General features: G+C 45.7%; 15 protein-coding genes. 12 read left to right on the forward strand and 3 right to left on the reverse strand.

Features of this window, described 5'->3' with window-relative positions; genetic code table 11:
- The first annotated feature begins 7 nt into the window (after positions 1-7).
- On the forward strand, positions 8-685 hold the full coding sequence (locus tag YH65_RS01815) for a rhomboid family intramembrane serine protease (RefSeq protein WP_046550371.1): 678 nt from the start codon (positions 8-10) through the stop codon (positions 683-685).
- Positions 666-1211: a hypothetical protein gene (locus YH65_RS01820; RefSeq protein ID WP_046550372.1), complete on the forward strand. Its 546-nt coding sequence runs from the start codon at positions 666-668 to the stop codon at positions 1209-1211. The genes YH65_RS01815 and YH65_RS01820 overlap by 20 nt, the downstream gene beginning before the upstream one ends.
- Positions 1212-1301: 90 nt before the next feature.
- Here the strand turns inward: YH65_RS01820 and YH65_RS01825 are convergent, their stop codons facing one another.
- From YH65_RS01825 to bioD, 3 genes are all read right to left on the reverse strand, one after another.
- Positions 1302-2270 (reverse strand): aminodeoxychorismate synthase component I, encoded by a 969-nt coding sequence (locus tag YH65_RS01825; protein ID WP_046550373.1) that lies wholly within the window; start codon positions 2268-2270, stop codon positions 1302-1304.
- A gap of 58 nt (positions 2271-2328) precedes the next feature.
- Entirely contained in the window at positions 2329-3213 is an 885-nt protein-coding gene (locus tag YH65_RS01830; RefSeq protein ID WP_046550374.1) for an aspartate carbamoyltransferase catalytic subunit, read from the reverse strand.
- An 89-nt stretch (positions 3214-3302) separates the two neighbouring features.
- Entirely contained in the window at positions 3303-3935 is a 633-nt protein-coding gene (gene bioD, locus YH65_RS01835) for a dethiobiotin synthase (RefSeq protein ID WP_046550375.1), read from the reverse strand.
- Between the two features lie 134 nt (positions 3936-4069).
- Here bioD and YH65_RS01840 point away from each other — a divergent pair, with 134 nt between their 5' ends.
- The 10 genes from YH65_RS01840 (at position 4070) to pheA (ending at position 14269) form a co-directional block, all read left to right on the forward strand.
- The gene (locus tag YH65_RS01840) at positions 4070-4369 is read left to right on the forward strand and encodes an ATP-dependent Clp protease adaptor ClpS (protein ID WP_046550376.1); all 300 of its coding nucleotides are present in this window, start codon (positions 4070-4072) and stop codon (positions 4367-4369) included.
- Between the two features lie 10 nt (positions 4370-4379).
- Positions 4380-6569 (forward strand): ATP-dependent Clp protease ATP-binding subunit ClpA, encoded by a 2190-nt coding sequence (gene clpA / locus YH65_RS01845; protein WP_046550377.1) that lies wholly within the window; start codon positions 4380-4382, stop codon positions 6567-6569.
- Positions 6570-6698: 129 nt separating this feature from the next.
- On the forward strand, positions 6699-7442 hold the full coding sequence (aat, locus tag YH65_RS01850) for a leucyl/phenylalanyl-tRNA--protein transferase (RefSeq protein ID WP_179944238.1): 744 nt from the start codon (positions 6699-6701) through the stop codon (positions 7440-7442).
- Complete coding sequence (locus YH65_RS01855) at positions 7436-8431, forward strand: transaldolase (protein ID WP_046550378.1); 996 nt, start codon at positions 7436-7438, stop codon at positions 8429-8431. The genes aat and YH65_RS01855 overlap by 7 nt, the downstream gene beginning before the upstream one ends.
- Positions 8432-8456: 25 nt before the next feature.
- A complete protein-coding gene (locus tag YH65_RS01860) occupies positions 8457-9596 on the forward strand; it encodes a type IV pilus twitching motility protein PilT (RefSeq protein ID WP_046550379.1) in 1140 nt (379 codons plus the stop codon).
- Between the two features lie 62 nt (positions 9597-9658).
- Positions 9659-10195 carry a 50S ribosomal protein L25/general stress protein Ctc gene (locus YH65_RS01865; protein WP_046550380.1) on the forward strand — a complete coding sequence of 179 codons (537 nt, stop codon included), beginning with the start codon at positions 9659-9661 and terminating at the stop codon, positions 10193-10195.
- 13 nt (positions 10196-10208) lie between these two features.
- The gene (gene pth, locus YH65_RS01870; protein ID WP_046550381.1) at positions 10209-10778 is read left to right on the forward strand and encodes an aminoacyl-tRNA hydrolase; all 570 of its coding nucleotides are present in this window, start codon (positions 10209-10211) and stop codon (positions 10776-10778) included.
- Positions 10775-11860, forward strand: a complete 1086-nt coding sequence (locus YH65_RS01875; protein WP_046550382.1) for an LptF/LptG family permease — start codon at positions 10775-10777, stop codon at positions 11858-11860. The genes pth and YH65_RS01875 overlap by 4 nt, the downstream gene beginning before the upstream one ends.
- A 110-nt stretch (positions 11861-11970) precedes the next feature.
- On the forward strand, positions 11971-13188 hold the full coding sequence (lysA, locus tag YH65_RS01880; protein ID WP_046550383.1) for a diaminopimelate decarboxylase: 1218 nt from the start codon (positions 11971-11973) through the stop codon (positions 13186-13188).
- 22 nt (positions 13189-13210) lie between these two features.
- On the forward strand, positions 13211-14269 hold the full coding sequence (gene pheA, locus YH65_RS01885) for a chorismate mutase (RefSeq protein WP_046550384.1): 1059 nt from the start codon (positions 13211-13213) through the stop codon (positions 14267-14269).
- Positions 14270-14312: the final 43 nt, after the last annotated feature.

Genomic DNA, 14312 nt, shown 5'->3' on the forward strand with positions numbered 1-14312 from the left:
GAATCGTATGAAAGAATTTTCACGCTATAAGGTTACCTATAGCATTATTGCCATTAACAGTGTTATTTATCTTTTGTCTGCGCTCTTCAGCGGCAGTATCGTCGATATGGATATGCATGTCCTGGTCGATATGGGTGCGCTCTATGGCCCGTTGACTGTGCTGAAAGGAGAATGGTGGCGTCTTTTTACCGCGATGTTCCTGCATGGCGGCATGACGCATATTCTGATGAATATGGTCTCACTTTACATCATAGGACGGGGTATGGAGATGTACTTCGATACAAAATCCTACCTGAGTATCTATCTTTTTTCCGGGCTTCTTGGTGGGCTGGTATCTCTTTATATCCATCCTGCGAGTGTGGGGATCGGGGCATCGGGTGCTATTTTCGGTGTATTTGGCGCACTGGCCGGTTTTTTCATTGCTCACAGAAAGCATCTCGGGGAACATACAAAAGCATTTATGAAAGAGTTCACTGTGATCATCGTGATCAACCTGGTGATAGGCTTTTCCATTCCGAACGTGGATGTCAGTGCCCACGTAGCTGGTACGATCGTAGGGTTCATAGGCGGCTATCTGCTCTCCAAAGATCCGAAGTTCATTGGGATATACAGCGGGTTGATGGTTTTGCTCATGCTTGCGATCATGGCGTACCTGCCGACAATGTATGTACAGACATTTACTTAAGTTTTTTTTCATCCTCTTTCTTTTGACAGGATGTACGGTCAAACCGGTACCCCTAAAAGATACCGAAGTAAAAAGACTCTCCATAATGCTTCAGCAAATGGATAGGAGCATTGAAGCAAAAATGGCAGATCGGCTCTCGAAAGATCTCTTTATTCAAACAGCACAGCTCACCAGAAAATTTGATCTTACCTCACCGCCATGGCTGCACAATACACTGGTAAATACAGGTTTTCGTCAAAAGGGTCTGTGTTACGACTGGAGCGATGCGCTGTATATTTATATGATCAAACAGGCGTATCCTGACTTCAGCTTTCATCTTGGCGGTGCCAATATAGGCCGGTACTGGAGTGAACACAATGTTCTGGTCATTACGGCTAAAGGCAAACCGTTCGATACGGGGATCGTCATAGATCCGTGGAGAAATTCAGGGAAGCTTTATTTCTCCAAAGTAAAAGATGATGTACAATATAAATGGAAAGAGCGTAAAGACAGATGTATATCAAAAAGGAAAAAAGATGACCGATGACGAACGTGCCCGGTACGGAAGAGATAAAAGCCAAACTCTTCACGCCAAAAGCGGTGAGTTTTCCTTCGGAGTTTTTAAAACAACAATGATCTACAGCGGAAGATAGACTTTGTCTATCAGTTCCTCATATTCGCTTGTTGCATCTGAATCCAGAGTAATACCCCCGCCGCTTTTGTAGAAGAGTCTGTTGTTCTCTTTTTCGATGAAACGTATCATGACCCCGGAACGCAGGGATTCACCATCAAAAATACCGAATACACCGGTATAGAACCCGCGCTCATAGTTTTCAATATCACTAATGATCTCAACCGTGGACTTTTTCGGGGTACCGGTAATGGAGCCGGCTGGAAGGATACTTGAAAGTAGTGTGCCGAGATCATCTCTCCAGTTTTCAGGGAGTGTTGCGGTGATCTTGGAACTGACCTGAAACAGCTCTTTCTTTCCTGCTTTGATCCTGTCAACATAACGGAACTTCTCTACCTTGACATTAATTCCGATAATCCCGAGGTCGTTACGCATCAGATCGACGATCATGATATGCTCCGCCATCTCTTTCTCATCGTTCAGGATACGGTGTTCCGCATCGGGTATATCGGCATCTATTGTTCCTTTCATCGGGTAAGTGGCGATGGTGTTTCCTTCTGTTTCTACGAACATTTCGGGAGAGAAGCAGATAAACTCATCTTTGAAATAGAGCTTGAATTTTGCTCTGGCATAAGTAAAGATCTCCTTGAGAGTGAAACTGCTTTCGATGGGTGTTCTAAAGGTAAGGTTCAGCAGATAGGTATTGCCCGAACGTATCTCTTCGAGTATTTTTTCCATACTGTTCCTATAGATGGGAAAATCGACGGGTATTTTTGAAAAGGTAAATGCCTCAGTTCTTTTTTTGACCGGGTAGTTCCGCCAGTCCTGCAGTTTGTAGAATATATCGCTCTCAAGTGTTTCGAGAGGCTGGGCGAAGATCTTTGTTTTATCGTAGGAGATGATGAAGAGGAATGGGGTGCGGTTTTGACCTAATTGATTGATTTGGGAAAAACCGTCTTTTGAATTCAGCCACACTTCTTCGTTCCCCTATTGTTATTTTCTACTTTTTAAACGCTACGCTTAACACTCAACGCTAATTATTGCTGTCCAACATCAATAATTTCAGGATTGCCATTCGCATGTATACACCGTTCTTTACCTGTGTGAGTACTTTGCATCTGGGGTCTTCAAGCATTTCGTCGGAAATGTCGATGTTTCTCATGACGGGTCCGGGGTGGAGAATGAGGATGTTTCTTTCACCGAGGCGTTCTTTGGTGATGCAGTAGTGTCTGGCATATTCGCCATAGTCATCAAATATTGGTGAGGCATGACGTTCAAGCTGTGCTCGCAAACTCATAATAACATCGATCTTGTCCAGTACATCTTCAAGGTTCTCATATTGCGGCAGGTCACTTTGGGGCATGAAGGGTTTGGGTGCGACCAGGATGATGTTCATTCCCATACGTCTCAGCAGGCGGATACCCGAACTTGCCACCCTTGAGCTAACGATGTCCCCTACAATGGCGATGGTTTTTCCCTCTATATTTCCGTCAAAATGTTCCATCAGTGTGAAAAGATCGAGCAGTGCCTGGGTAGGATGGGCATAATTCCCCGCACCGGCATTGATGACTGAAGTCATCTGCATGTCGGCAAGAATGCTCGGAGCCTCATTCTCTTCATGGCGGATGATGACACCGTCGGGCTCCATGGCACAAAGGTTGGCAAAGGTGTCTTCAAGAGATTCCCCTTTTTTGGTCGAACTTCTGCTGGGGTCAAGATGCACCACAGCAGCACCCAGACGTTTTGCAGCGACTTCAAAAGAGCTCCTGGTACGTGTCGAAGCTTCGAAAAAGAGAGTGATGATCAGTTTGTCCCTGAGCAGTTGGGGAGGACGCTGTGCTTTGAAAGCTTTGGCATCATGAAGCAGTTGAGCTATCTGGGCGTCGGAAAAATTGCTGGTATCGACAAGATGTTGCATGCGCATCCTTAATGAATGAAGTATTTACTTGGTGCGGTAAATAATTATGCTGTGATTATATCAAAGCTGTGGTAAAAAGGGAGTGTAGCCTATAGGGATCGGGCAAACTTCTCCATCCCTTCTTTGTCACTCCACCACGCCGAAAAAACTGCATCATAAAAGGGTTGTGTGACTTCTGCAAAACTTTCTGCATCCTCGTAGAGGTTTACACACCAGTCAAATGCCATATTACGGGACTTTAATGCTTCCATGGAGAGAAGGGTATCATTGATACATCCCAGTCTGCTGGGAGTGACAAGAAGTACTCTGGTTTGCAGTTCTTTGATGAGGTCTATCATAAAAAAGTCTCTGCTAATCGGGACCATCAATCCACCTGCTCCTTCGACAAGTAGGATGTCGCAAAGCTGTGAAAGTTGATGATATTTTTCGAGGATACGGTCTATACGGATCTTATGGTTGGTATCGGCACAGAATGGTGCAGCGGGAAGCGGGAAGGTATAGGCTGTGATATCTTCTGTTTTAAGACCTTCGAAATTCCTGTTAACCTTTCGGCAAGATTCAAGTAGTATAGTGGCGTCAGGAGCACTCTCTAAGACACCTGTTTCGATAGGCTTGAAGACACCGACTGACCGGCCTTTGGCCGCCAGTGCATCAAGGAGCTTGAGTGTGGTGTATGTTTTGCCCACATTGGTACCGGTTGCAGTGATGAAAAGGGATGACACTTGAAAATCTCCTAAGCCTGGATTTTGCAATATAGACAAGCACCAGCAAGATATTTTGTGATTCTATTGCAAAATCCGGGCTACTTTTATGTATAATAGTATAAACCATTAATTATAAGGAATATTAACACAATATGCCAAAGTTTGAAGTTGAGTCGGATGTAGAGTTGGAACTATGGGAACCGCAGATGTACAAGGTACTGCTGCATAATGATGATTATACCAGTATGGATTTTGTGGTGGAAGTATTAACTTCGATCTTCCATAAGACCCAGGAGCAGGCGGTACAGATCATGCTGCAGATACATGAAAAAGGAAAAGCGATCTGCGGTGTATACAGCTTTGAGATCGCCCAGACAAAAGCCCAACAGGTCAAGCAGCTCGCGAAGAAGAATGAGTTTCCGCTATTGGCTACAATAGAAGAAGATGTATAAGGAATAAAAAATGATTAGTATAGCACTCAATGATGTATTTAAAAATGCCGTAAAATATGCCAAAGAGAACAGACATGAGTACCTGACAGTGGAACATGTGTTTCTCTCTGTGGTCAGAAGCGAAGAGGGGATAGAGATACTTTCCACACTCGATGCGAATCTTGAAATACTTGAAGAAGGGATCGTGGAGCATATCCACAAGACCATTCCTTCACTGAAAGAGGCGGTGGAGCCTTTTGAGACCGTGGCGCTTTCAAGGGCGATCAACGATATGATGACACATATCCACTCTGCGGGGAGGACGGAAGCAAGCATAGGGGATATGCTTGCGGCGATCTTCATGCAGGAGCACTCCTATGCGGTCTATTTGATGAAAAAAGAGGGGATCGCCCGTGTGGATATACTGGAGGTGATCTCCCACAACAGAGAAGATCATGCCCAGACTGAAATGGACAAACCTGCCAAAGAAGAAACTGTTCTGGAGCAGTTTACGATGGAGCTTGTGGCTCTGGCAAAAACCGGTAAGATAGACCCTGTGGTCGGACGTGTGGATGAAATAGACCGTGTGATGCAGACCCTCTGCCGCCGCAAGAAGAACAATCCGCTGCTCGTCGGGGAACCGGGAGTGGGTAAAACGGCCATTGCGGAAGGCCTGGCACTGAAGATCTCCGAGGAAGATGTCCCCGATGTGATCAAGAATGCAAAGGTCTACGCGTTGGATATGGGTGCCCTGATCGCCGGGACCAAATATCGGGGTGATTTCGAGAAACGCCTCAAAGGGATCATCAAGGAACTCAGCCGGATGGACGATGCTATTCTCTTCATCGATGAGATCCATACGATGGTAGGTGCAGGTGCGACAAGCGGAGGGAGCATGGACGCTTCCAATCTGCTCAAGCCGGCATTGGCAAGAGGGGACCTCAAGTGTATCGGCGCAACGACGTATGCGGAGTACAGGAATTTTTTCGACAAAGACAAGGCACTCAGCCGAAGATTTGCCAAGATAGATGTGGAGGAGCCAAGCACGGAAGATACCTTTACCATCCTCAAAGGAGTACAGCACAAATACGAGGATCATCACAATATCAAGTTCACCGACGAAGCGCTACAGTCGGCGATCGACCTTTCCGTAAAATATCTGCATGACAGATTCCTCCCGGACAAAGCGATGGATATCATTGATGAGGTAGGAGCACACTTCATGCTGAAAGGTACAGAAGGAGTTACTGTCAAACGCAAAGATATAGAAGAGGGTGTTGCCAAGATGATGAAACTGCCCTCAACTGTCATTGGTACGGATGATACGAAGAAGCTCAAGACACTGGAAAAAGACCTTTCTGCGCATATCATCGGGCAGGATGAAGCGATCGAAGAGTTGGCAACAGCGATCAAGCGTTCCTATGCCGGGCTGAATGCCCCAAACCGCCCTATCGGTTCCTTCCTTTTCGTGGGGCCCACAGGTGTCGGAAAGACCGCTTTGGCGACACAGCTTGCAGGGACGATGCATGTGCATTTCGAGCGTATCGATATGAGCGAATACATGGAAGCGCATACCATCAGCCGCCTGGTTGGTGCACCTCCGGGCTATGTAGGGTATGAACAGGGTGGTCTGCTCACAGAGATGATCAAGAAACATCCTCATACCGTACTGCTGCTCGATGAGATAGAAAAGGCACATCCTGACATTATGAACATTCTGCTTCAGGTGATGGATGGTGCCAAACTGACGGACAACAACGGTGTGGTGAGTGACTTCAAGAATGTCATTCTCATCATGACCTCCAACATCGGGACCAAAGAAGCCAACGTGATGGGCTTCAACAAAGATAACTCCATGAAAACAGACAAGGCGCTTAAGGCCTTCTTCGCTCCGGAGTTCATGAACCGTTTGAGTGCTGTGGTGGAGTTCAATACGCTTGATCTTGAGACACTGGTCTCCATTGTGGATGTGGAGCTTGATAAGCTCAACTTTATGCTCAAACCGAAGAATATCAAAGTGAAAGTAAGCAAAAAAGCCAAAGAGTATCTGGCAAATGAAGGATATGATGAACGTTACGGTGCAAGACACATCGCCCGTGTAATCGACGAGAAAATAAAAGAGGCATTGACAGAGGAGATACTGTTCGGGAGACTGAAAAAAGGCGGTTTGGTCAAGGTCGGTCTTAAAAACGGGAAACTGACATTTGATTTCGGGAAATAAAATGTTTCTCTTCTACAAAATATGTAGGGTGCTGTGTCCTCACAGCACCACCAGAAACAACTCACAAATATTGGTGCCGTCGGGAGACAGCACCCTACGGTTGATTGCGGCTAAAATGGAGAGTTTATAGTGTCTTCAATATTTGATGAGGATTGTTTCATACCACCCCTGAGTAACTACTCTTATAATTTTCCCAACCCGCGTTTTACTTCAGATGAGGGGCTTTTAGCCTATGGCGGAGACTTATCCTCCTCCCGTCTTTTGACGGCGTACAGAAAGGGTATTTTTCCCTGGTACAATGAAGGCGATCCGATACTATGGTGGTCTCCCAATCCCCGGCTGCTGCTCTACCCCGGAAAATTCAAAGTAAGAAAATCATTTCGACGTGTGCTGCGCAGCGGCAAGTATACAGTGACGTTCGATAAGGCTTTCCCTGAAGTAATACATCACTGTGCCACGGTACATCGTCAAGGGCAGGACCATACCTGGATCATACCGGAGATGCAGGAAGCGTATATCAGGCTGCACGAAGAGGGTTTTGCCCACAGTGTGGAGGTTTACAGGGAGGGAGAACTCGTTGGAGGTCTCTATGGACTGGCTATGGGGAAAGCCTTTTTCGGGGAGTCGATGTTCTCCCTGGCATCTGATGCTTCCAAGGTCGCTTTTAAAGCACTAAGTGATGTTTTAGGCGCTAAAGGTTATGATTTTATAGACTGCCAGATGAAAACGGACCATATGGTCGGACTGGGTGCCGAGGTCATTGAGAGGAACAGGTATCTTGATGAACTCGAATCGGCACTCGAAAAGCCCAGTGATCTGGGAAGCTGGCAGCATTTCAGATGGACTTATCCATACAAGGAAGAGGAATGGTAGATAGAGAATTGAAGTTCTCGTTATGGTTGGATTTTGTGGAGAGAGATTATCTTAAAAATGAATTTTCAAAGCTGATCGAGGCAGGGGTCATCAATGGAGCGACGAGCAATCCTTCCATTTTCGCCTCCGCGATCACAACTTCTCCGGCCTATAAAGAGCAGCTTGAAAGTCTTGCAGGCAAAAGTGCCAAAGAGAAATATGAAGCAATGGCGATCGAAGATATTCGTACTGCGGCACAGGCGCTGCAAAGTGCTTACAAAAGCGGCAATGACGGGTATATCTCCATTGAAGTAGACCCTTTCCTCTCCAATGATACCCAGGGGACCATCGAAGAAGGTAAAAGACTTTTTGAAGTGATCGGCGAACCCAATGTGATGGTAAAGGTCCCTGCTACCAATGCGGGATATGAAGCGATGAAAGAGTTGCTCTCCATGGGGATCTCCGTCAATGCAACACTGATCTTTTCTCCTGAACAGGCACGGCGCTGTCTTAAAGCGATGACCGCCGGTCTCCATAACTATGAGGTTTATGGCGGGGGAAAGGTCAATGCGGTCATTTCCGTTTTTGTCAGCCGTTTTGACCGTCTGCTCGATCCGGATCTTGCTGCCGAAGGTATGGAGACGGGCAGGACAGGCATCTACAATGCAGCCAGGATCTACAATATCATAGAGAAGAACCATACACCGAGTATTCGGACACTTTTTGCCAGTACAGGGGTAAAAGGGGATGACCTTCCGGCAGATTATTACTTACGGGAACTGCTGGCACCGCACTCTGTCAATACCGCACCGTTGGCAACCATTGAAGCCTATATTGCCAAAAAAGCGACAGCACCGAAACTGCCGATCGAAGAGAGTGAGATCAATGGATACTTCACCAAGCTGAAAGACTGTGGGTTCGATATGGAGGAGGTTTATGCCTCATTGCTTAAAGACGGGCTTGAAGCCTTTGAAAATGCATTTCTGGATATGTTGAAGAGCATTGAATAGTCAATAAATAGCAGGGAGAAAGAAGATGGAAGAGAAACTTAAATTGTATCTGCGTACACTTGTTAGCCATGAGGGAAGTGATCTTCACATTAAGTCTGCCTCTCTGGTACGGGTACGTATCCAAGGTGTTATAAAGGTATTGGGAAAAGATATGCTGACGCCTGAAATGGTCGAACAGATGGTTCGGGAGATCACGAATGAAGCGCAGTATGAAAAACTCGTCAATGACAGAACACTTGATTTTAGTTACAGGCTGGGAGATGAGTATCGTTTCCGTGTGAATGTCTTCTATCAGATGGATGGCCTCTCCGCTGTTTTCCGTCTGATCCCGGTTAGAATAATGACACTTGATGAACTCAATCTTCCGGAAGTGATCAAAACCTTTACAGAGATACAGCGTGGCCTGGTACTGGTGACAGGGGTAACGGGTTCAGGTAAATCGACTACACTTGCGGCAATATTGGACAAAATCAATAACGAAACGAAAAAGCATATTATTACGATCGAGGATCCTATAGAGTTTGTCCATAAAGATAAAGGATGTCTGATCAACCAAAGATCGGTAGGCCAGGATACACACTCATTCTCAGATGCACTCAGGGCAGCACTGAGGGAAGATCCCGATATCATCCTGGTCGGGGAGATGCGGGATCTGGAAACCATCGATATTGCGCTACATGCGGCAAATACAGGTCACCTGGTATTTTCAACACTGCATACGCTCGATGCCAAAGAGACCATCGACAGGATCGTCGGTATGTTCAGCAATGAAGAACAGAACCGTATCCGTATGTCCCTGGCTTCAGTGCTTGAAGGGGTTATTTCACAAAGACTTATCCCAAATAAGCGTGGCGGAAGAGTTGTGGCTGCTGAAATATTGAAGAAGACAGCAAGGATCGAACAATTGATTATGGAGAACAGGGACCTGGAGATCCCAGATGCTCTTTTTGACGGTAAAGAGATCTACGGAACACAGACCTTTGACCAGGCGCTGCTCGATCTCATCAAAAAAGGAGAGATATCCAAGGAAGTGGCACTGGAATATGCCACGAATCCTGCCGACCTTAAACTGAAAATGCAGGGTGTCGGTAAAGGTTCCATCGTAGATGAAGAGACAGTCAAAGGTAATGAAGATTTCTTTGAGTTCAAATCTGAGGAGGAGTAGCTTCAACTTCTCTTAAAACTGTTTCGATATAATCCGCTTCTATTTTAATTTAAGGACAAAATATGTTAGAAGGTATCGTTAGAGAGAGTATCGGAAAGACTACTGCAAAGAAGCTTAGAAGAGATGGTTATCTGACTGCAAACCTTTACGCAAACGGCGTAGAGAACATTCAAGCCGCATTCAAACGCGGTGAGTTTATGAGAGCAGTCAGAAATAAGGATAGCCTTGCTTTCCCTGTAAAAGTGGGTGACAAAGAGTTGAATGTAGTGATCCAGGAGTATCAACTGCACCCTGTTCACGGAGAAGCGGTACATGTAGACCTTAGAGTCACGGTTCCAGGTCAGGTGACAGACTTCCTTGTACCTGTAGTAACACACGGAACACCGGTCGGTCTCAAGAACAAAGGTGTACTCGTTATGTCAAAGAGAAGAGTAAAAGTAAGAGGGGCTATTGAAAATATGCCTGCGAAATTCGACCTTAACGTTGAGCCGCTTAACAGAGACGACTCTATCCTCATCAGAGATATTGAAGTACCGGAAAACTGTAAAATGATGGATAGACCTGATGTTGCAGTTTGTGGTGTAATTAAATCCAAATAATGAAAGTATCATCGTGACACTCTTCGTAGGTCTGGGAAATCCGGGATCAAAATACGAAGAGACACGGCACAATATCGGCTTTAAAGTTATCGACAGTCTTGTCGATGACCTTGGAGCCAGAAATATCTCCAAAAACGCCTTTCAGGGCGAACTCTTCCGCAGTGCCAATACACTTTTTTTAAAACCTACCACATTCATGAATCTGTCGGGAAAATCTGTCGAGATTGTCAAGCAGTTTTTCAAGATAGAACTGGAAGATATCATCGTGATACATGACGATATCGATCTGCCTTTTGGTGCAGTACGTTTTAAAAAGGGCGGTGGTCATGGCGGGCATAACGGATTGCGGTCTCTTGATGCGCATATCGGCAAAGAGTATATCCGTGTCCGTGTCGGAGTGGGGAAACCGGAATACAAATCACAGGTAGCGGATTATGTGCTCCAGCCCTTCAACGAGGATGAACAAAAAGAGATAGAGAGACTTGTGGCGCACGTCTCTTCAGCCTGTAAAGCACTGCTGTACGAAGACCTCAATACCGTCAAGTCACACTACAGCCTGAAGTCCATAGAAGGGCTGGAATGATCCGTATTTTATATCCTTCATTGCATTTCCGCTATCTGGCAAAACATTACATCAAAAATCTTTTTTCTATTCTTTTGGGACTCTCCTTTGCCTTTGCCGCTATCGATTACTTTCAACATGTTCAGGAACTGAATGTCTCTTCCAATTACAAGATACTTTATATTTTCTATATGTGGCAGGAGGCATTAGGCCTGTTATACCCTCTGGCAATCGTCTTTGCGGTGATCATGACCAAACTGACTTTTGTCAAGAACAATACAATGGGAGCGTTTCATGCTTTCGGATATACCAAAAAGAGACTTTTTTTCCCTATCTTTGTGGTAGCTTCTTTTACCTATGCCCTCTTTATCTATCTGCATACGACAGAGTTCTCCTATGCCAAGGACAAAGCTAACATGTTGCTGAAGAATCAGCTCCATGCCTACAATGTCAATGATGTCTTTTTTAAGTACAATGACACCTTTGTCTATATTAAAAAACTCGATCCTGTCAAGAAAAGGATCGAAGGGATCACCATCTTCAAAGTATCCGGATACCAGGTACGCTATACGATCAAAGCGCCTGTGGCTGTTTTTAACGATGAGGAGTGGATCGCACAGGATGCCATAGTAAAGACACATATCTACCGGAAGGGAGAACTGGTCCGTTACAGTGTAGATCAGAAGGAGCGTATCGCAACGCTGCACGGTTATAAACCAAAGATCATCGAATCGCTTTATGAGGGGAAGGCACTCAATATCATTGATGCCTATAACACTTGGAAACTGCTTAAGGCGCAACACCTTGATTCGGAGAAGATCCGTGCAGCAATGTATAGCAAAGTAATCGTTCCTCTTTTTGCCATAGCACTCATGCTGATCCTCTTTTTCAAGCTTCCTTTCCATGCCAGAATGATGAATTTCGGAGCGGTGGTCGCCCTCTCACTGGGAGTGACTTTCCTTACTTGGGGAGTACTTTTCGGCCTCGAACAAATAGGCTCGAACGGGGTGCTCAGTCCGGAATTTACCGCAGTGATACCTATTATGCTTTTATGGATCTATGCTATGTATGTCTACTTTACGGATGAAAGAAGAATAGCCTGAATTACCAGTCAAACGGTGCTTTGCTTCCGTCTATAACTCCCTCTTAGTGATTTTTGGATAAAATCACTCTAAAATCTATAGCATCACGGATAAGAACAGGAGCAGATCAAATGGATATCGATTATAAAGCACTGGCCAAAAAATACGGTACACCGCTCTATATGTATGATTTTGACTATATTGAACATCGCTACAATGACCTCAAAGAAGCCTTCGCCGGAAAAAAATCCCTGATAAACTATGCAGTTAAAGCAAACTCAAACCTGTCGGTCATTGCACATCTGGCCAAGCTGGGTGCAGGTGCGGACTGTGTGAGTATCGGTGAGGTCAGACGTGCTTTAGACGCAGGCGTTAAGAAGTATAATATCATTTTCTCCGGTGTAGGCAAACGTGATGATGAGATCCGTGAAGCCCTGGAAAAAGATATCCTGATGCTGAACCTTGAGAGTGAGGCGGAGATGAAGCGTGTTGAGATGATTGCCAAAGAATTGGGTAAAGAGGCCCGTATTTCCATCCGCGTCAATCCGAACATCGATCCCCAGACCCATCCGTATATTTCGACCGGACTGCATGAGAATAAGTTCGGTGTCGAGATCGATATGGCCAAACGTATGTATATTTATGCGAACAAGTCCGAATATCTCAATCCGGTTGGGATCCATTTTCATATCGGTTCTCAGTTGACCAAGCTTGATCCTATCAGGGAATCCGCCCAGATCGTAGCAGATCTGGTCCGTTCGCTTAAAGCGATCAAGATCGATATCAAGTTCTTCGATGTTGGTGGAGGGATCGGTGTGGTCTACAGCGATGAGATAACAATTCCTGTACGGGACTACGCCGAAGCGATTTTTGATGCGACCAAGGGGCTTGATGTGACACTGCTATGCGAACCGGGCCGCTATATGGTTGCGAACGCAGGAGCCTTCTTTACCTCTGTGCTGTATGAAAAGGTCAATGCTGGCAAACGTTTCGTGATCGTAGATGGGGGAATGAATGACCTGATACGACCGAGTCTCTACGATGCTTACCACAAGATTGATGCAGTGATGGTCGAGGGTGAAAAAAGTTTTGCCGACGTAGTTGGACCAGTATGTGAAAGCGGGGATTTTTTCGGAAAGAACGTACTGCTGCCGCCTTTGCAGCACAATGACCTTCTTGTGGTACACTCCGCAGGTGCCTACGGCTTTACAATGGCAAGCAATTATAACACCCGTCCGAAACCTGCAGAAGTGGCGCTTGAGGCAGGCAAAGACAGGCTGATCCGAAGACGCGAGAGCTATGAGGACCAGATACGTTTGGAAAAAGAGTTCCTTCACAGGGACCAATAGCATTCAGGACAGAGGAGAGCAGATGACATTAGATGAACTCAGAGAAAAGATAGACAGGCTTGATGATACCCTTTTGAAGCTCTATAATGAGCGGATGGAACTGGTACATCAGGTTGGTGAACTGAAAAATACCACTGGTGCTCCCATCTACCGTCCCGAGCGTGAACAGGCGATCCTCAACAGGCTCAAAGCACAGAATGACGGCAAGCTGACCGATGAGGCCATTGATGCGCTTTTCCTGGAAATGTTCGCAGTCGCAAGAAATCTTGAACTGCCTGAAGCAGTTGCCTTTCTGGGCCCGGAAGCGAGTTTTACCCATCAGGCGGCAGAGAGCAAGTTCGGTGCGTTGAGTACTTATCTGCCTATCAGTTCCATTCCGGGTGTTTTCAGAGAAGTAGCAAAAGGAACGGCCAAGTTTGGTGTGGTTCCCATCGAGAACAGTTCCAATGGTATCGTAACAGATACGATCAATTGTCTGGACGAGTATGATCTCAAGATCATTGCCGAAGTGGTAATGGACATACATCTCTGTTTTGCTACGATATGTGAGGATATCAAAAAGATCACGAAGATCTATTCCAAAGATATCGCTTTCGGGCAGTGTAGAAAATTTCTGCAGGATCTGGGACTGGATGAAATAGAGCAGATACCGGTTGAGTCGACTGCCAAAGCAGCCAAGCTTGCTGCACAGGACAAGCATGCGGCAGCACTCTGTCCTTCCATAGCGGCAAAGATGTACAATTTACCGATCCTCTTTGAAAATGTAGAGGACGATATGAACAACAGGACACGCTTCTTTGTCATATCGAACTTCGAGAATGCGCCTTCCGGGGACGACAAAACGTCGATGCTGGTAAGGCTTGCGAACAAACCGGGTGCCCTGGTCGATTTCCTGAACGATTTTGAAAAAGCCAAAGTGAACCTGACCAAGATCAAATCGCATATCGTTGGTGGCCAGTCCGTCTTTTTCCTGGAATTCAACGGACATAAAGATGACAAAGATATCGCAGAGATACTGGCAAAACACAAAGATGAGATCAAAGTGCTTGGCTCTTACGTGAAAGAGCGGGACGATATCTGATAGGTACAATGTACATACACATATCAGAAGTGAATAATGTAGG

Origin of the sequence: Sulfurovum lithotrophicum (assembly GCF_000987835.1) — a bacterium.
GTDB classification, from domain to species: Bacteria; Campylobacterota; Campylobacteria; order Campylobacterales; family Sulfurovaceae; genus Sulfurovum; species Sulfurovum lithotrophicum.

Excerpts from the sequence above, each read along its gene's own strand:
- YH65_RS01815 (WP_046550371.1), top strand. The coding sequence starts at position 8 with ATGAAAGAATTTTCACGCTATAAGGTTACCTATAGCATTATTGCCATT.
- YH65_RS01820 (WP_046550372.1), top strand. The coding sequence starts at position 666 with ATGTACAGACATTTACTTAAGTTTTTTTTCATCCTCTTTCTTTTGACA.
- YH65_RS01830 (WP_046550374.1), bottom strand. The coding sequence starts at position 3,213 with ATGCAACATCTTGTCGATACCAGCAATTTTTCCGACGCCCAGATAGCT.
- YH65_RS01840 (WP_046550376.1), top strand. The coding sequence starts at position 4,070 with ATGCCAAAGTTTGAAGTTGAGTCGGATGTAGAGTTGGAACTATGGGAA.
- clpA (WP_046550377.1), top strand. The coding sequence starts at position 4,380 with ATGATTAGTATAGCACTCAATGATGTATTTAAAAATGCCGTAAAATAT.
- YH65_RS01855 (WP_046550378.1), top strand. The coding sequence starts at position 7,436 with ATGGTAGATAGAGAATTGAAGTTCTCGTTATGGTTGGATTTTGTGGAG.
- YH65_RS01860 (WP_046550379.1), top strand. The coding sequence starts at position 8,457 with ATGGAAGAGAAACTTAAATTGTATCTGCGTACACTTGTTAGCCATGAG.
- YH65_RS01865 (WP_046550380.1), top strand. The coding sequence starts at position 9,659 with ATGTTAGAAGGTATCGTTAGAGAGAGTATCGGAAAGACTACTGCAAAG.
- YH65_RS01875 (WP_046550382.1), top strand. The coding sequence starts at position 10,775 with ATGATCCGTATTTTATATCCTTCATTGCATTTCCGCTATCTGGCAAAA.
- lysA (WP_046550383.1), top strand. The coding sequence starts at position 11,971 with ATGGATATCGATTATAAAGCACTGGCCAAAAAATACGGTACACCGCTC.
- pheA (WP_046550384.1), top strand. The coding sequence starts at position 13,211 with ATGACATTAGATGAACTCAGAGAAAAGATAGACAGGCTTGATGATACC.